Genomic DNA, 16,202 nt, shown 5'->3' on the forward strand with positions numbered 1-16,202 from the left:
GGAGTAGCAACCCACATCGGCCCCGAGCCGTGCGCAGACGCTCGTGAGGGCGTCGGCGAAGCGTCGGTAGGGGAGCATGCAGGCCAGCCATTGAGCCGCGAAATCGCCTCATCTCGGATGCCGACGCCGTTGTCATGGCGGAAGGCCACATGGGAAGGTGCGCTATTGCGAGCGCCCGACCAATCCGGCGCGGTCGTAGACCCTGGCATGCATGGAAGCTCTTTGCGCGGGAACCGGGAGATCTCCGGGTCGGCCCCGACCTCTTCTATTGAGGGCGTGGTCCGCAGCGGGAAGGCGAGGAGTCGTAGCCGCCGATGAACGACACGGAGAAGTCTGACTCTGGCGTAGTAGCTGAGAAACCGACGAACAAAGCTGGGCAACCGGTGGCGGAGTCGGTGGAGCCAAGGCCGGAAACCAACAGCGGCGATTCAGCAGAGCGCCGTCGATGTTTCAGCGCGTCTTTCCGACGAGCAGCGCCGGACGATCGAGCATATCACCGGGCCGGAGCAGATCGCGGCGGTTGTCGGTTATGCCGGCGCGGGCAAGAGCACGAAGCTCGCGGCGGCGCGCGGGGCATGGGAGGCACAGGGCTACACGGTTCACGGTGCGGCCTTGTCGGGCAAGGCGACCGAGGGCCTGGAGGAATCTTCCGGTATCCAGAGCCGCACGCTGGCGTCGTATGAATACCGTTGGCAGAACGACCGCGGCACACTCGGCTGCGGCGACGTGTTCGTCATCGACGAGGCGGGCACGATCGGGAGCCGCCAGCTCTCCCGGTTCATCAACGAGGCCGAGGCGCGCGACGCCAAGATCGTCCTTGTTGGCGATCATGAGCAGCTACAGGCGATCGGGGCCGGCGCGCCGTTCCGCGCCGTTGCCGAGCAGGTCGGCCATGCCGAGCTTTCGGAGATACGCCGGCAGCGCGTGGACTGGCAGCGTGAGGCGTCGGTTGACTTCGCCACGCATCGGACGGCCGAGGGCCTGGCCGCCTATCGTGAGCGTGGCGACGTTCGGCTCAGCGAGACGAAGGACGAGGCGCGCGGCGAGATCGTGCGGGATTACCTTGCCGATCGAGACGAGCGGCCAGACGGAACCCGTGTTGGGACGGCGCATCGCCGGGCCGATGTTCGCGCCATCAACGACGAGATCAGATCGGCCCTGCAGGAGCGCGGCGAGCTGGCGTGTGCAGAGGTGCCGGGCGAGGCGGCCGAGCAGCAACGCGAGGGGCTTGGCCGGGCACTGACGTCCCAGACCAATGACGGCAAACGCGAGTTTGCGCCGGGCGACCGCATCGTGTTCCTTGAGAACGATCGCGACCTTGGCGTCAAAAACGGGATGCTTGGGACCGTCGAGAGCGTCGAGGCCGGCAGGATCGTCGCGCAGCTCGATGGCAAGGGCGGCAACAGCATCAGCGTGCCGACGAACGACTATCGGGCGTTCGACCACGGCTATGCGACGACGATTCACAAGAACCAGGGCGCGGCGGTCGACCGTGCCTTTGTGATGGTGTCGGGCACGATGGATCGGCATCTAACCTATGTCGCCATGACGCGGCATCGCGACGGGGCGCAGCTCTACGCCGGCATGGACGAGTTTGCGGACCGGAACGCCGGCCGCCTGACCGCTATGCGCGGGCCTTCGAGGCGACCGACAGGAATCTGCGCCAGGACCTGCCGATGTTGGAAGCGCAGAAACAGGAGTTGCGTCAGGCCGGTCAGCAGCTCGACCAGGCGCGGCCGGGAACATCGGCGCTGATAGTATCCGCCTTGCAGCATGATCCGGAAACGCGGCGGGCGATGACTGAGCTTTCTGGCCGCGAGCGCGCCGGGCAGCTCATCGCCGGGACGGATCGGGAGCGCGCCGCACTGGCGGACCCGAACGTCAGGGCCGACCGGTTTGTGAACCGTTGGCAGGAGCTACAGGGGTAGCGTCAGGAGCTTCGCGGCTGGAGCCGCGACGATGCTCGTCAGAAGGTCGAGGGACAAATGCGCAGCATGGCAAAGAGCCTTGAGCGTGATCCGCAGGTTGAATCAATCCTGCGCAACCGCAGCCAGGACCTCGGAATCGGCCACGTTCGGCAGAGCGAAAGCCTGGCCCGTGACATGGAACGCAGTCTGACACGCGGCCGCAGCCAGAACATGGGGATAGAACGATAGGAGAGGTCATGACGGACGACGACAAGAAAGAAGGATTCGACCCGGAGGTATCGCCTGCGGACGCAGGCGATCCAGCCGCCGCTTTCGAGGCGTTGCGAGAGACGGTCGAAGATCTCGCCGCTGACCTCAGTCGGGAAATGACGACGATCCGCAAGGGCGTGGAAGCGGCGTTTGAAGAGTTCGAGAAATTCCAGAAGCCGACCGATTATGGCCCCGACCTCGGCCGCATCGTCCAGCAGCTCGCCCAGGTCGGTGAGCGTCTGCAGGGCGTCGAACAGTCTCCCATTTTGCGCAATGGTCCGCAGCACTATGCGGCAAGGCTTGAGCGCAGCGGCGAGGGCCTGATTCGCACAGCGGCGCAGCAGCTCGAGCGCCAGGCGTCCGACCTTGAGCGCACCGCCAACAATCTCGCCCGTCATATTTCCGGAGCGCGTGAGCGCCGGCATCAGAATCAATTGCTTTGGGGTGCTGGCGCGGCCGGCCTAGTCGCTGGCGTGCTGCTCACGCTGTTTCTGCCGCGCGTCCTCCCGGGATCAGTCGATATGGCCGTTGCTGCAACCGTCATGAACGCCGATCACTCGCTGGAACGCTGGAATCTCTCTGATGCAGTCAGGAAGCCCTGGAGGCTGGCGCGGCGTGGTCGATGCCAGCAACCTTGTACGCGCCAACCAGGAGGCGCTTACCGTGTGCGCCGAGACGGCCGCCAAGGCGAAGAAGGATCAGCGTTGCACGATCAACGTTGCAGTGCCGGAAAATACCCCCTGATCTTTGAGAACGATTGTCGCAAATAGCTGTATTTCGCGAATCCCTTTTCATTCCTCGTCAGATACAGAGACACGGCGGTAAGTTGCAAAATCCTTATCCTGGCATCCCTTTCCTGATGGACGTCTCTTTCGTGTCCGCCAAGAGGCGGTTAGAAAGGGGCGCAATTTTCAGGGAGGGTCATCATGGCTGCCGAGGCGGGCGAGGACGAAAAAGAGCGTGCACCGCGCAGCCAGACATTGGTGCGAGGGCTTGAGATCATCGACGCCGTGGCCGATCGCGCGCGCTCCATTGCCGAGATCGCGGCTATGACCGGGCTCACCTACAGCACGGTCCATCGCATCGTATCGGTGCTGCTGGAGCGGCGTTACCTCAAGGCGGAGAACCCGCGCGAGTTCGCCCTTGGCCCGCGCCTGATCGAACTCGGTTTTGCCGCCTATTCGCGCACCGATCTCGTCCGTATCGCGCGCCCCTGGCTGGAGGATCTGGCGCGGGCGACGCGTGACACGGTTCATCTCGCACAGCTTGATGGCTGGGAGGTCGCCTATCTCGACAAGTTGCGCGGCACGCGACCGGTCGAGATCAGCTCGCGGATCGGCGGCCGCAAGCCCGTCATCTCGACCGGGGTCGGCAAGGCGCTGGTCCTCGATGAGTCGGAGGCCAGCCTGTCCAGGCTCTACCAGCGGGATCACCATCTTTTGCCCGGCGATATGAGCGAAGCCGACTGGCTGCAGCTCATGGCGGGTTATCGTTCCGGCGGCTACTCCTACGATCTCGGCGAGGACGAGCCGTCGATCCGTTGCGTGGCAGCCCCGATCCGCGACGCGACGGGGCGGATCATTGCCGCCATCTCGGTCTCCTCGACGCTGGAATACATGTCGCCGGACCGCATGCGCGACCTCGTTCCCGAGGTCCAGAGGGTGGCCGCGGGGATCTCCGCCGAACTCGGCGCGCGGCCCCGCTGAGCCGCGCCGCCGCTCTTCACGCCCCGGCGGTTGCCCGGGCGAAGATCAGAGAACCTTGCCCGGATTGAGGATGCCCTTCGGATCGAGGCTCCGCTTCAGCTGTCGCAGCATGGCAAGCTCGTTTTCCGAACGGCTATAGGCAAGCCAGGGCTTCTTGTGCAGCCCGATGCCGTGTTCGGCGGACACCGAACCCCCATAGGCCCTGATGATCTCGTAGACAGCCTTTTCGATGCCATGGCCCGTCGGGTCGATGTCCGTGATCGGCCCGGCGACCAGATGGATATTGCTGTCGCCGGCATGGCCGAAGAAGATCACCTTCAGTGCCGGGAAGGCCGTTTCGAGGGCGGCGCGGATCTCGTCGACGCAGGCCCCGATCCGGGCAAGCGGTACGGACACGTCGAAATTGATCGTCGGCGCCCGGCGTGACAGGATTTCGGCGATGCCGTCGCGCAGCGACCAGAAGGCCTCGACCTCCCGCTGCGACTGGGCGATCGCCGCATCGGCGACAAGCCCGGCCTCGAAGGCGGCCTCGAGCATGGCTTCGAAGCCCGGACGCTCCGCATCGGCATCCGCGCCCTGCATTTCGATAAGGGCGTAGATCGCATGATCCGGTTCCACCGGCGCGCGAACACCGGTCTCGGCCAGGACGGCCCGGTAATAGTCGTTCCACATCAGCTCGAAGGCCGTGACGCGGCCCGACAATGCGCGTTGCGCATGCCGCAGCAAGCCCGCGGCTGCCTCGAAATCGGCGACCGCCACCAGAGCCGCATTGGCGCCGCCGACACCGGGATGCAGCTTGAGCACGGCGCGCGTCACCACGCCGAGCGTGCCTTCCGAGCCGATGAACAGGTGCTTGAGATCGAGGGCGGCATTGTTCTTCGGCATGCGGTTCATTATCGACAGCACCGTGCCGTCGGCCAGTACCACCTCCAGACCCAGAACCAGATCGCGCGTCATCCCATAGCGGATGACGCGGTTGCCGCCGGCATTGGTGGCGATGTTGCCGCCGATCTGGCAGGAGCCCCGGGCCCCGAGATCGAGGGGAAAGGAAAAGCCGGCGTCGAGTGCGGCTTCCTGGATGCGCTGCAGGATGCAGCCGGCGCCGACGACCATCAGGCCCGAAGCTGTGTCGATCTCATCGATGCGGTCAAGGCCGGCCATCGACAAGAGAACGGCTCCTTCCGAGGGAACCGCGCCGCCGGCAAGACCGGTGCGGCCGCCCTGCGGCACGACCGGCGTGTCATAGTCGTGGCAGATCCTCAAGGCCGCCGCCACAGCGTCCGTATCGCGTGGCGTCACCAGCGCGAGCGGTGTTCCGCCGCGTTCGTCGCTCCAGTCGCGCAACGCCGCCTCGGGTATGTCCGAGCCGCGCTTGATGTTGCTGTCTCCCACGGCGCGTTTGAGCGCGGTGAGGAGGCCTGCGGACGATCTTTCCAGGTTCATGGGTTCCTCCCGGTCTGTTTCGAGCGGCATTTGGCCGAAAATTGCACATATTGCAAATTGATTTTACTATTTGACAAAGAAACGGGCCTCTGTTTATCTCGGCCGCGCTGGGGGAGGAGCGGAGGCACCCGCCTTGCGCTCGGGTCCACGACAAAACCCGGCAGGAGCCAGAACGAAGACCGGCAACGGTTTTTGCATCACAGGGAGGACAGACATGTCGCTTACAAAAGCCGCGCACACGCTGCGCGCAGGTTTCGTTGCCGCATTCGCATCGGCCGCGCTTTTCAGCACCACCGCCGCCGCAGAACCGGAAATCACCTTCCGCGCCGCCCATTCCTCGACGCCGTCGTCGACCGGCCACAAGGCCTTCGAATTCCTGGACAAGGAACTGCGCGAAAAGTCGGGTGGCCGCATCGGACTCGAAATCTTCCCGAACTCGCAGCTCGGCGGCGAGCGCGAACTGGTTGAGAACATCCAGTTCGGCAATGTGGACCTGACCTTCGTCTCCTCGGCGCCGGTCGCATCCTTCGCACCGCAGTTCTTCGCTTTCGACGTGCCTTTCCTGTTCAAGGATCGCGGGCAGGCCTACAAGGTGCTCGACGGCGACGTCGGCAAGGAAATCCTCGGCTCGCTGAACGACAAGGGCATGGTTGGTCTCGCCTATTGGGAAAACGGCTTCCGCCAGCTGACCAACAACAAGAAGGAAATCCGCTCTCCGGACGACCTCGCCGGCTTGAAAATGCGCACCATGGAAAATGAGGTGCACATCGCAGCCTGGCGTGCCGAAGGCGCAAACCCGGCGCCGCTCGCCTTCAATGAGCTGTTCACCGCGCTCCAGCAGGGCACCTTCGATGCGCAGGAAGGCCCGATCAATCTCTTCTACGACATGAAGTTCAACGAGGTGCAGAAGTTCATCTCGAAGACCAACCACATCTATTCGCCGTGGCCGCTCCTTGCCAATCCAGACAAGCTCGCGAGCCTCAGCGATGAGGACCGCGCAATCTTTGACGAAGCCGTCAAGGCCGCCACTGATTACCAGCGCGGCCTTGCCAAGGAAGCGGACGACAAGGCCGAAGCGGCCATGACCGACGTGACCTTCACCACGCTCACCCCGGAAGAGCTCAAGGCCTTCTCCGACAAAGTCGTGCCGATCGTCGATCTGGTCAAGCAGAAGGCCGGCGCGGATCTCGTTGACCGCCTGCTGGCTGCCGCCAAGTAAGCATCACTTCCTGGGGCCCGGCGCAAAAGCCGCCAGGCCCTTTGCCTTTTTCATTGAACTGGCGCGAGCGGGTGCACCCGTGTTGCGCGGGAGGAGTTCATGTTCAAGCTTATCGATGAGCATTTCGAGGAGGCGATCGTCGTGGCCCTGATGGCCTTGATGTCGGTCCTCATCGGCGTGCAGATCTTCATGCGCTACGTGATGGGCGCCTCGCTGTCCTGGTCGGAGGAACTGGCGCGCTACTTCTTCATCTGGGCGACCTATGTCGGCATCGCCTATGCAGTGCGCAAGGACGCGCATATCCGCGTAACCATGGGCACGGACCTGCTGTCGGCAAAGGGCCAGACTTATGTCCGCATCCTGACCCATGTCATCTTCGGCGCCTTTGCGCTCTTCGTCATGTACCAGGGCTGGTTCATGGTCGAGAAGACCTTCCGCTTCGGCCAGAAGTCCGCCTCGCTCGGCATTCCGATGGGCATCATTTATCTGGCGCCATTTACCGGCTTTCTGCTCGTCGTTCTGCGTTTGATCCAGGCGATCGTCATCGATTTGCGCGCCGCGGGACAGGGAGCCGCCCGATGATCTCGCTCATCCTCTTCGGCCTTCTCGCTCTGCTGCTTCTGCTGTCGGTTCCGATCGCGATCTCGCTCGGCATCGCCTCGACGATTGCTCTCATCGTCTCGGGCAAGGTGTCCGGCTCCTACGTGCCGCAAGGCCTTGTGACCTCTATCGACAGCTTCCCGCTGATGGCGGTTCCCTTTTTCATCCTCGCCGGTGACCTGATGGGCCAGGGTGGCCTATCGCAGCGGCTGATCAATGTCGGCCGCATGTTCTTCGGCCGCTACACCGGCGGCATGGCGATCATCGCCGTCGTCACCTGCATCTTCTTCGCCGCCATTTCCGGCTCCGGACCAGCGACAGTTGCGGCCGTCGGCGCCATCCTGCTGCCGGCCATGGCCAGGGATGGCTACAAGCCCAGCTTCTCGTCCGGCCTGGTGGCCTGCTCCGGTTCGCTCGGCGTCATCATCCCGCCATCCATCCCGATGGTTATCTATGCGACCTCCGCGAACGTGTCGGTTTCCAAGATGTTCATGGGCGGCGTGGTTCCCGGCCTGCTGATCGGGTTTGCGCTCATCGCCTATGCTTGGCTGCAATCGAAGAAGGACGGGCAGAAGCCGGGCGATTATCGCCCGACAGGTCGCGAAATGCTGGCCGTCCTCAACGATGCCAAGTGGGCCTTGATGGTTCCGGTCATTATTCTCGGTGGCATCTACGGCGGCATTTTCACCCCGACCGAGGCCGCCGCAGTCGGCGTCATCTACGGCCTGGTGGTCGGTACCTTCGTCTATCGCGAATTGAAGCTGAAGGATCTCTACAAGATCTTCGCGGGATCTGCGCTAACGTCCGCGACCATCATGCTGATCGTCGGCACGGCGACCATTTTCGGCCGGGCACTGGCAATCGAGGGTGTGCCGATGATGCTGGCCGATTTCATCACCTCGGCCGTCGATCAGGCCTGGTTGCTGCTCCTCGCCATCAACGTGATCCTGCTCATCGTCGGCACTTTCATAGAAACGATCGCAGCGATCATCATCCTGACCCCGATCCTCCTGCCGCTGGTGACCGCGCTCGGCGTCAGTGCCGAACATTTCGGCATCGTGATGATCGTCAACCTCGCGATCGGCATGATCACCCCGCCCGTCGGCGTCAATCTCTTCGTCGCCTCGCGCGTGTCCGGCCTATCGCTGGAGACGGTCGTCAAGGGTGCGATCACGCCCATGCTCGTCATGATCGCCGTGCTCCTCGTCATCACCTATGTGCCCGCGCTCTCGCTGGCGCTGCCCGCCTTCTTCGGAATGTAAGTCAAAGGAATCCAATATGAGCAGCAAACTCAAGGCGGTCATCATCGGCCCCGGCAATATCGGTACCGATCTCCTGATGAAGATGAAGCGTTCCGCATGGGTGGAGCCGGTCTGGATGGTCGGCATCGACCCGAGCTCGGAGGGGCTGAAGCGGGCGGCTGACATGGGCGTGAAGGCCTGTGCAACCGGCGTGGACGGCATCCTGGAACACGTCATCGCCGATGATATCCGCGTCGCCTTCGATGCCACCTCGGCTTATGCGCATGCGGAAAACTCGCGCAAGCTGAATGAACTCGGGGTCATCATGGTGGACCTAACGCCGGCGGCGATCGGGCCCTTCTGCATTCCGCCGGTCAATCTCGCGGATCACGCCAAGAAGCTCGAGATGAACGTGAACATGGTCACCTGCGGCGGCCAGGCCACCATTCCGATGGTGGCGGCAGTGTCGCGCGTGCAACCGGTCGAATATGGCGAGATCGTCGCGGCGGTATCGTCGCGTTCGGTCGGCCCAGGTACGCGCAAGAACATCGACGAATTCACCCGCACGACGGCGGCGGCCATCGAAAAGGTCGGCGGCGCCAAGCGCGGCAAGGCTATCATCATCGTCAATCCCGCCGAGCCGCCGCTTCTGATGCGCGACACGGTGCATGTCCTGACCGAAGGCGAACCGGACCAAGCCGCGATCACCGAAAGCGTCAAGGCCATGGTGGCCGAGGTGCGGAAATATGTGCCCGGCTACAAACTGGTGAACGGTCCGGTGTTCGACGGCCGCCGCGTGTCCATCTACCTCGAGGTAGAAGGCCTTGGCGACTTCCTTCCGAAATATGCCGGCAATCTTGACATCATGACGGCGGCTGCCCTTCGCACCGCCGAACTTTTTGCCCAGGAGGCGGCCAATGGCGTCGTCACCCTGCCGGCGCGCGGTTGAGGAGAGAGACCATGAACATTGACGGTCGCAAGATCACCCTTCACGAGATGAGCCTGCGCGACGGCATGCATGCCAAGCGCCACCAGATCTCGACCGACCAGATGGTTGCCATCGCCACGGCCGCCGACGAGGCGGGCATGCCGTGGATCGAGGTGACCCATGGCGACGGCCTCGGCGGCGCTTCGGTCAACTACGGATTCGCCGCCCACACGGATGCGGACTATCTGCGCGCCGTCGTGCCGAACCTGAAGCAGGCGAAGGTCTCCGCCCTCCTCCTGCCGGGCATCGGCACCGTGGACATGCTCAAGGAAGCCATCGACTGCGGCATTTCCGGCGTGCGGGTCGCCACCCACTGCACCGAGGCCGATTGCGCCGAACAGCACATCACCTATGCCGCCAAGACCGGTCTCGACACCGTCGGCTTCCTGATGATGTCGCACCGCGCCGGCCCGGAGAAGTTGGTCGAGCAGGCCCTGCTGATGGAAAGCTACGGCGCCAACTGCGTCTATTGCACCGATTCCGCCGGGCATATGCTGCCGGACGACGTGACGGCCCGCATCTCCGCGATCCGCGGCGCACTGAAGCCTGAGACCGAGCTCGGCTTCCACGGTCACCACAATCTCGGCATGGGCATCGCCAATTCGGTCGCCGCGGTTGCCGCCGGTGCAAACCGTATCGACGGGGCGATCGCCGGACTCGGCGCCGGTGCCGGCAATGCCGCGACAGAACTGCTGGTCGCCGTGTTCGAGCGCATGGGGGCTCAGACGGGCGTCGATCTGTTCAAGATCATGGACGTCGCAGAGGATCTTGTCGTTCCGATGATGGACCGGCCGATCCGTGTTGACCGCGGTTCGCTCGTGCTGGGTTACGCCGGTGTTTATTCTTCATTCCTTTTATTCGCCGAGCGCGCCGAGAAGCGCTACGGCGTTCCCGCGCGCGACCTTCTGCTGGAACTGGGTCGCCGCGGCATGGTCGGTGGCCAGGAGGACATGATCGAGGACCTGGCGCTGACGCTGTCGCAGCAGCGAACTGCCTGATAGGTCGACCTTGAAGGGCCAGACGCCAATGCCGTCAATTGCAGGTTTGGAGGAGCCCGCTGAGACAGCTTGAGGAGGCTCCGTGGGAATCTCTGCAATAATACCCGCTAAGGGATTTTCGGTGTGACGGAAAACAGATGATTTCCGTGCAAGGGCTCGATTGACCCACATCGATGCCGCCGGACGCCGATTTTTTACGCGACAAGCCCTGTCGGATTGTGAGAGTGTACGACAAGGCGGAATTTGAGGTTTGTCGTACATGCTGATCGGTTACATGCGGGTGTCAAGCAGTGACGAGCGTCAGTCGGTTGCGTTGCAACGTGATGCCCTGCTTGCCGTCGGTGTGGATCAACGTCACCTGCATCAGGATCGAGCTTCGGGTGCGCGCGACGATCGACCAGGACTGAAGGCTTGCCTTGCTGAATTGTGCGAAGGAGATGTGCTGGTCGTTTGGAAGCTTGACCGTCTGGGCCGGTCGCTCTCCCATCTGATTCGGATCGTCGAAGATCTGAAGACGCATGGTATTGCCTTCCGCTCGTTGACGGAAGCGATCGACACAACGAATTCCCACGGGTCGTTTTTGTTCAACCTGTTTGGGACGCTTGCCGAATACGAAAGAACGCTGATCACGGAACGGGTCAACGCCGGCCTGGCAGCGGCTCGCCGACGTGGACGCAAGGGCGGCAGACCTCCGACGATCGACACGGAAAAAATCGAGCAGATTCTGGCGGCGCTGGAAGCCGGCTCCAGCAAGGCGGCCGTGTGCCGGACGTTCCATGTACCGCGCTCGACGTTGATCGATACATTACGACGAGCCGGTTGGACCGGACCGGGCAAAGCAGATGACCCTGCCACCCCGGTTTGAAAGCAGGCGTGCCCATGGCCTTCCTCGACGCGCAGACACGCGCTGTTCTGTTTGATCCGCCTGACATTTATGAAGAGGTGCTGGCCCGCTATGCACTATCTGCAGAAGATGTCGCCTTCGCCACAGCGCATCGCCGCTCTCATAATCGTCTGGGTTTTGCCATCCAGCTTGCCTTGGTACGGGACCTCGGCCGGCCACTTCGCGTAGGAGAGGTTCCGCCGGAGGCGGTCGTCTCTGTCGTCGCTGATCAGTTGGACATCGACCCTGCCGTGTTTGCGCTCTACGCGCAGCGTGAGGAAACCCGCCGAGAACATACGCGGGAGATTGTTGCGGCACTGGACCTTCAGCCCGTTCGCACGAGCGACTATCGAACCCTGATCACAGCAGCAGCCCGCGAGGCGGCCGCGACCGAGCAAGGCCAGCCGATCACCAAGGCAGTGATCGAAGCCCTGAAGGATAGAAAGCTGCTCGTTCCCATGCCGGAACTGCTGATCCGGCTGGCGATGGCGGGCCGGGCGGCGGCACGGCGGCAAGCCTATCGCGGGCTGATCAGGGATCTGGAGCAACCGTCCATAGCGGCGCTTGATCGGCTGCTTGTCGATCGATCTGGCGACCGGAGTCATCTGAGCTGGATTGCCGAAGCGCCGGAAGGCGTGAAGCTGAAAAACCTCAAAGCCCTGATCGCCCGTCTCGAGGTCTTGCGCTCGGCCGCCATTTCCGATGACCGGCGTAAAACGATCCATGCCAACCGCTATGGCATCATCGCTCGCGATGCCCGTATCCTGCATGCCCGGGAGATACGGCGTCTGACTGTCGAACGACGTCACGCCACCCTGACAGCCTTCGTCATAGAAAGGCAGGCGGCCATCACCGATCTTGCGATCGACATGTTCTGCAAGCTGATCGGCAGCACGCGCCGCAAGGCTGAACTCAGCCGGAAAGAACGTCGTCTGAAGGATGCCGAGATTCTTGACGGGGTGGCGCTCGACCATCTCAAGCTTGGCGAGGCGCTTCTGGCTGCTCGCGAAAACGGCAGCGATCTCTCCTCGGCGATCGCGGCCTCGCTGGGCTGGGACGGGCTGATGGCCAGCATGGCGGCTGCCAGTTCTGTTGTTCGGCCCGACAATAACGACGAGTTCGATGAGCTTATCGAACGACACAAATCGCTGCGGAAATTCGGAAAGCTTATCTTCCGCACATTCTCCTTCCGGTCGTTTCGCCCCGATGACCCGGTTCTGAGGGCAGTGGACCACTTGCGGGCGCTTTACAGCGGCCGAAAATTGTCCGCACAAGTGCCGGTCACATTCATGACGCGCAAATGGCGATCGTGTCCCAAGAGGTGGTGTAGCTTCGGCGCTCGCCGTGGCCTACCGGACAGAGCCGGGAATGGATCAGCTTGCCGTTGGCAGGCTGATGAGCGGATCATCGTTCATCGTAGCAATGGTCTCAAGTGTCATGTAGCGAGACCGCTGGACGGCCCATTCGTCGTTCTGTTCAAGCAGCAGCGCGCCGACCAGGCGAAAAATTTCGGCTGAAGCAAGCATTGTGGGGGGAACTGAACAACCTTGAAAAGAGCAGCACAAGGTTCGCTGAAATCGGATCGACTGGCCTCATGGATAAGCCCTCGCAAAGACGATGTCCTGATCAACCAAGACGTTGAACTTGTAACTCGGTCGGATTTCGAGGGTCGGCTGGATATTGAGATTGCGGCTGATCGTCAGTTCGGCCACGCGACCGAAACTCTCCGCAAAATTCCGTCTTGCCGCATCGGATGCCGTGTCCTGCGTGGCAAGCGTCGAACTTTCGGGTAAGGACGCGTCGATCCCAGTTCCAATCAGCGCGATTAGCGCCGCCGAACCAAATGTCCGCCAATAGTGGTTGTTCACCTTGTCGTGGAAACCGCCATAGCCTTGTGCATCCGTTCCCGCCATGCCGCCAATCTGCAGCGTGGAGCCGTTCGGGAAAATGATATCCGTCCAGACGACGAGAACGCGGCTTTGCCCGAACGACACCTTGCTGTCGTAGCGGCCGAAGAGCTTCGTTCCCTGCGGAATGAGGAGGCGATGCCCTGTTGCACTGTCATAGACGTTCTGGCTGACCTGGGCTGTGATGCGACCGGGCAGATCCGAGTTGATGCCGGTAATCAGGGTCGCCGGGATGACCGAACCGCGCTTCAGTTCAAAGGGTGACTGCTGCGGCACGACGCGTTTGGGAAGGTATCCGAGATCCTTGAGATCGGCATTGAAGAAATCCTCCTTGGAGGACTGTCCGTTCGGATCGATATTCTGCCCGCCGAGACCAGCCCGCAACGCGGCGGCATAAAGATCGGAGGTGGCGCCGGTGGTCGTCGATGACGCAGTGTTCGTCGTCGTTCCTGCTGAGGTGGTCTCGTCTGCCCTCGCCTCCAGCTTGCTGCGGTCGATGGCGAGCGGCGCGTCATAGGCCGCGTCATTCGCCTGCAACCGGGCCATGCGCTGGCGATGCCGCTCGCGCAGATACTGTTCCTGCTGTTCCCGTTCTAGACGCGCCCGCCAGACTTTTTCCGATTCCAGCTCCTGTCCGCGCTGCTGTTCCTGACGCTCTCCCGGCTGCGGCGTGAACGGATTCTTCGCCTTGTCTTTCTCCTCCTTTGTTTCGACAGGTGTCGGCTGGAACGTCGTCTGCTGCTGCGGCTCGCCGATGATGCCGTCCGTCACACCGCGCTTGATCTGGTCGGCGAAGGTCGAGGCCGGATTGCCCGAGCTCGTTTCCGGTCCGGTGTCCTTGCCAAAGTTGAGTCCGCGTGTCGTGAGGCCATAGAAAATAACGCCAAGAAAGGCGATGACCAGCACGATCACCACGACAATCGGCAGACGATTAATCCGCTTGATGCCGGATTCCGCTTCGGCATTCGCAGCACCACCGAGTTGCAAGGATTGGACCATGATGCTCTCCCTCAGCCGCGCCGCATCAGCGAGAGCGCGCTCGCCGGCGTCGCGCCGCTTGCCGTTACTGTGTAGGCGCGGCCAAGTTCGACACTATCGGTCGAAAGACGCGCCAGCACTTGCCCGTCGAATGGCACGATCACATAGGCGAGCGGGATGATCTTTGTCCCGCTGTCCGTCTTCTGATCGGTGACGACGGGATAACCCCAGCCTTTCAGCGCCGCTTCCAGCGCCTGTCCGAACGGCGAGGCGTCCGGCTTGAGCGCAACGGTCGCCTTCCCGGGTCCGATCTGTTCGGCAAGCCGGCTGACCATATCGCCGGCAATGGCGCTTGCCGCCGGGCCGGAGATTTCCGCCGGTGCGTTGCTGGCGACGAGACCGTCAGTCCCCATAGACTGGCATCCGGAGAGGAGGATGGCGAAGGTGCCGGCTGCGGCAATAGCGCGGATGGGGCGCAAGAAGAGATTGTCGGCAAAGTTTCGCATCACCGCCCTCCTCTTCTGATCGTCACCTTTTCCTGTTTCCATCCGACGCCGGAGACGAGCACCGCGCGATCGATGTGATAATCGACCACCATCATGTCGTTCTTCATCCGGTAGTTGACGATCCGGTTCTGTCCGCCGGAGGTGACGAACAGCACCGGTGCATCCTGGCCGGAAATCGAGCGCGGGAACTGGATGTAGGTTTTCAGGCCATCGGAATAGACCCGTGTCGGCCGCCAGCCGGCCCTGCCTGAGACCGAATAGGAGAAGTTCAACTGCTCGGCCGGCACGCCGGCGCCTGGAATGGTGCTCGCCTCGAGGCGGGCATTGATATCGGCGAGCTTCGCCGAGACGTCCTCCGGATATTCGAAACCGACGCGGGCCATGTATTGCGTGGCATGCGACTTGAGCTGGATATGATAGGTCCGCCGCGACGTCGTCACCACCATCGAGGTGACGAGACCAGGCTCCGACGGCTTGACGATCAGGTGGATCGCCTGGCCGCCCGCCGCACCTGATGTCGCCGGCTCGACCTTCCACCGCACGGTGTCGCCAACGAGGACGTCGCGAACGACCTCGCCTCCCTGAAGCTCGATGTCGCAGACTTGGAGTGGCGAGCAGACGACCGACGGCTGCACCTCGCCAAAAAGAAAAATCACCTTGCCGTCGGCTCCCTTGGTCACAAGCCCGCGCGATCCCCGCCACTGGCCGGAGATGCTCACGCCCTTCGCCTCATTGGCGGTGACGCCATCGGCCGCAAAAGCGTGGAGAGGGGCAAGGGCAATGGCCGCCAGTGCCGTCGATGCGGTGGCGCCGGCAATCAACATGGCCGAAAAATTCTCAAGTCGGATATTCATGTTCGGGGCCATGCCTTTCAAAGCTGCGCTGTCCAGTCGAAATCGCGGAGATAAAGACCGATGGGATTCAAGCGGATGACGCCCTCGTCCTGCGGAGGCGTGAGCGTCACGGTGGCTATGCCGCGAAAACGGCGCACCGCCGTCTCCTTCCCGCGGCGGTCACGCTCGAACTCGGTCCAGTCGACCTGATAGGACTGGTTCGACAGAGCGACGATGTTGTTGACCTCGACCGCCACTGTCGTAGTCTTCGCTTTCTCGAAGGGCGAATTGGAGCGGAACCAGGCATTGACCTTCTCGGTTGCGGGATCCGAGGTCCTAAGCAGGCCGTAGGTTCGGTCGATATATTGCTTCTGGACGACGGCATCCGGCGTTACGCTCCGGAAGTTCGAGACGAAGCTGCCGAGCGTGGCGCGCACCACACGCGGGTCGGCATATTCGATCTGCTGCGGGAAGCCGGCATTGGAGGCCGTTCCGAGCTTGTCGACCTCGACGATATAGGGGACGAGCTTCACCTGCGTGCTTTGATAAAGTGCGTAAGTGAAGCCGATCACCGCCATGGCCATGCCCGTGATGCCGACGATGCGCCAGGCCGCGGCCGCCTTCACATAGGAGCCATAGCGCTCGTTCCATTCGTTGCGCGCAGCGAGATAGGGATTGGCGATATGGGTATTATCTGGCGCATTGCGTCCGGCCATGCGTTGT

14 protein-coding genes and 3 pseudogenes are annotated in these 16,202 nt (G+C 62.6%); 11 read left to right on the forward strand and 6 right to left on the reverse strand.

All coding sequences use genetic code 11. The annotated features are described in order from the left end of the window. Positions 1-429: 429 nt before the first annotated feature. From SL003B_RS22015 to SL003B_RS22025, 4 genes and pseudogenes are all read left to right on the forward strand, one after another. Positions 430-1,620, forward strand: a pseudogene (locus tag SL003B_RS22015) (AAA family ATPase); the annotation flags it as partial. A gap of 374 nt (positions 1,621-1,994) precedes the next feature. After that, positions 1,995-2,156, forward strand: a complete 162-nt coding sequence (locus SL003B_RS24070) for a hypothetical protein (RefSeq protein WP_242390415.1) — start codon at positions 1,995-1,997, stop codon at positions 2,154-2,156. 8 nt (positions 2,157-2,164) lie between these two features. After that, entirely contained in the window at positions 2,165-2,947 is a 783-nt protein-coding gene (locus SL003B_RS24145) for a DUF6118 family protein (RefSeq protein ID WP_013650763.1), read from the forward strand. Between the two features lie 156 nt (positions 2,948-3,103). Continuing rightward, positions 3,104-3,883, forward strand: coding sequence for an IclR family transcriptional regulator (locus tag SL003B_RS22025; protein ID WP_013650728.1), 780 nt, complete (start codon positions 3,104-3,106; stop codon positions 3,881-3,883). A gap of 45 nt (positions 3,884-3,928) precedes the next feature. Here SL003B_RS22025 and SL003B_RS22030 read toward each other — a convergent pair whose 3' ends face one another. After that, on the reverse strand, positions 3,929-5,326 hold the full coding sequence (locus tag SL003B_RS22030) for an FAD-binding oxidoreductase (protein WP_148259504.1): 1,398 nt from the start codon (positions 5,324-5,326) through the stop codon (positions 3,929-3,931). 70 nt (positions 5,327-5,396) lie between these two features. On the opposite strand from SL003B_RS22030, the gene SL003B_RS22035 reads away from it, so the two are divergent. From SL003B_RS22035 to SL003B_RS24150, 7 genes and pseudogenes are all read left to right on the forward strand, one after another. Next, a complete protein-coding gene (locus SL003B_RS22035) occupies positions 5,397-6,545 on the forward strand; it encodes a TRAP transporter substrate-binding protein (protein ID WP_242390416.1) in 1,149 nt (382 codons plus the stop codon). A gap of 99 nt (positions 6,546-6,644) precedes the next feature. After that, complete coding sequence (locus tag SL003B_RS22040) at positions 6,645-7,127, forward strand: TRAP transporter small permease (protein WP_013650730.1); 483 nt, start codon at positions 6,645-6,647, stop codon at positions 7,125-7,127. Further along, positions 7,124-8,407: a TRAP transporter large permease gene (locus SL003B_RS22045; protein ID WP_013650731.1), complete on the forward strand. Its 1,284-nt coding sequence runs from the start codon at positions 7,124-7,126 to the stop codon at positions 8,405-8,407. Before SL003B_RS22040 ends, SL003B_RS22045 begins: the two co-directional genes overlap by 4 nt. A gap of 16 nt (positions 8,408-8,423) precedes the next feature. Further along, complete coding sequence (locus tag SL003B_RS22050) at positions 8,424-9,335, forward strand: acetaldehyde dehydrogenase (acetylating) (protein ID WP_013650754.1); 912 nt, start codon at positions 8,424-8,426, stop codon at positions 9,333-9,335. Positions 9,336-9,346: 11 nt separating this feature from the next. Then, the gene (dmpG, locus tag SL003B_RS22055; RefSeq protein WP_013650756.1) at positions 9,347-10,372 is read left to right on the forward strand and encodes a 4-hydroxy-2-oxovalerate aldolase; all 1,026 of its coding nucleotides are present in this window, start codon (positions 9,347-9,349) and stop codon (positions 10,370-10,372) included. A gap of 259 nt (positions 10,373-10,631) precedes the next feature. After that, entirely contained in the window at positions 10,632-11,237 is a 606-nt protein-coding gene (locus SL003B_RS23005) for a recombinase family protein (RefSeq protein ID WP_013650732.1), read from the forward strand. 14 nt (positions 11,238-11,251) lie between these two features. After that, positions 11,252-12,568, forward strand: a pseudogene (locus SL003B_RS24150) (DUF4158 domain-containing protein); the annotation flags it as partial. A gap of 60 nt (positions 12,569-12,628) precedes the next feature. On the opposite strand, the pseudogene SL003B_RS23470 reads toward SL003B_RS24150, so the two are convergent. The 5 genes and pseudogenes from SL003B_RS23470 to SL003B_RS22085 form a co-directional block, all read right to left on the reverse strand. Beyond that, positions 12,629-12,769, reverse strand: a pseudogene (locus SL003B_RS23470) (IS256 family transposase); the annotation flags it as partial. Positions 12,770-12,847: 78 nt separating this feature from the next. After that, positions 12,848-14,161 carry an IncP-type conjugal transfer protein TrbI gene (gene trbI, locus SL003B_RS22070; protein ID WP_013650734.1) on the reverse strand — a complete coding sequence of 438 codons (1,314 nt, stop codon included), beginning with the start codon at positions 14,159-14,161 and terminating at the stop codon, positions 12,848-12,850. 11 nt (positions 14,162-14,172) lie between these two features. Next, the gene (trbH, locus tag SL003B_RS22075) at positions 14,173-14,646 is read right to left on the reverse strand and encodes a conjugal transfer protein TrbH (RefSeq protein WP_013650735.1); all 474 of its coding nucleotides are present in this window, start codon (positions 14,644-14,646) and stop codon (positions 14,173-14,175) included. Then, positions 14,646-15,500 carry a P-type conjugative transfer protein TrbG gene (trbG, locus tag SL003B_RS22080; RefSeq protein ID WP_041376410.1) on the reverse strand — a complete coding sequence of 285 codons (855 nt, stop codon included), beginning with the start codon at positions 15,498-15,500 and terminating at the stop codon, positions 14,646-14,648. Before trbG ends, trbH begins: the two co-directional genes overlap by 1 nt. 17 nt (positions 15,501-15,517) lie before the next feature. Then, positions 15,518-16,195 (reverse strand): conjugal transfer protein TrbF, encoded by a 678-nt coding sequence (locus tag SL003B_RS22085; protein ID WP_013650737.1) that lies wholly within the window; start codon positions 16,193-16,195, stop codon positions 15,518-15,520. Between the last annotated feature and the right edge of the window lie 7 nt (positions 16,196-16,202).

Source organism: Polymorphum gilvum SL003B-26A1, assembly GCF_000192745.1.
GTDB lineage: Bacteria > Pseudomonadota > Alphaproteobacteria > Rhizobiales > Stappiaceae > Polymorphum > Polymorphum gilvum.

Excerpts from the sequence above, each read along its gene's own strand:
- trbG (WP_041376410.1), bottom strand. The coding sequence starts at position 15,500 with ATGAATATCCGACTTGAGAATTTTTCGGCCATGTTGATTGCCGGCGCC.
- SL003B_RS24145 (WP_013650763.1), top strand. The coding sequence starts at position 2,165 with ATGACGGACGACGACAAGAAAGAAGGATTCGACCCGGAGGTATCGCCT.
- dmpG (WP_013650756.1), top strand. The coding sequence starts at position 9,347 with ATGAACATTGACGGTCGCAAGATCACCCTTCACGAGATGAGCCTGCGC.
- SL003B_RS22045 (WP_013650731.1), top strand. The coding sequence starts at position 7,124 with ATGATCTCGCTCATCCTCTTCGGCCTTCTCGCTCTGCTGCTTCTGCTG.
- SL003B_RS22025 (WP_013650728.1), top strand. The coding sequence starts at position 3,104 with ATGGCTGCCGAGGCGGGCGAGGACGAAAAAGAGCGTGCACCGCGCAGC.
- SL003B_RS22085 (WP_013650737.1), bottom strand. The coding sequence starts at position 16,195 with ATGGCCGGACGCAATGCGCCAGATAATACCCATATCGCCAATCCCTAT.
- SL003B_RS23005 (WP_013650732.1), top strand. The coding sequence starts at position 10,632 with ATGCTGATCGGTTACATGCGGGTGTCAAGCAGTGACGAGCGTCAGTCG.
- trbI (WP_013650734.1), bottom strand. The coding sequence starts at position 14,161 with ATGGTCCAATCCTTGCAACTCGGTGGTGCTGCGAATGCCGAAGCGGAA.
- SL003B_RS22050 (WP_013650754.1), top strand. The coding sequence starts at position 8,424 with ATGAGCAGCAAACTCAAGGCGGTCATCATCGGCCCCGGCAATATCGGT.
- SL003B_RS24070 (WP_242390415.1), top strand. The coding sequence starts at position 1,995 with ATGGCAAAGAGCCTTGAGCGTGATCCGCAGGTTGAATCAATCCTGCGC.
- trbH (WP_013650735.1), bottom strand. The coding sequence starts at position 14,646 with ATGCGAAACTTTGCCGACAATCTCTTCTTGCGCCCCATCCGCGCTATT.
- SL003B_RS22040 (WP_013650730.1), top strand. The coding sequence starts at position 6,645 with ATGTTCAAGCTTATCGATGAGCATTTCGAGGAGGCGATCGTCGTGGCC.
- SL003B_RS22030 (WP_148259504.1), bottom strand. The coding sequence starts at position 5,326 with ATGAACCTGGAAAGATCGTCCGCAGGCCTCCTCACCGCGCTCAAACGC.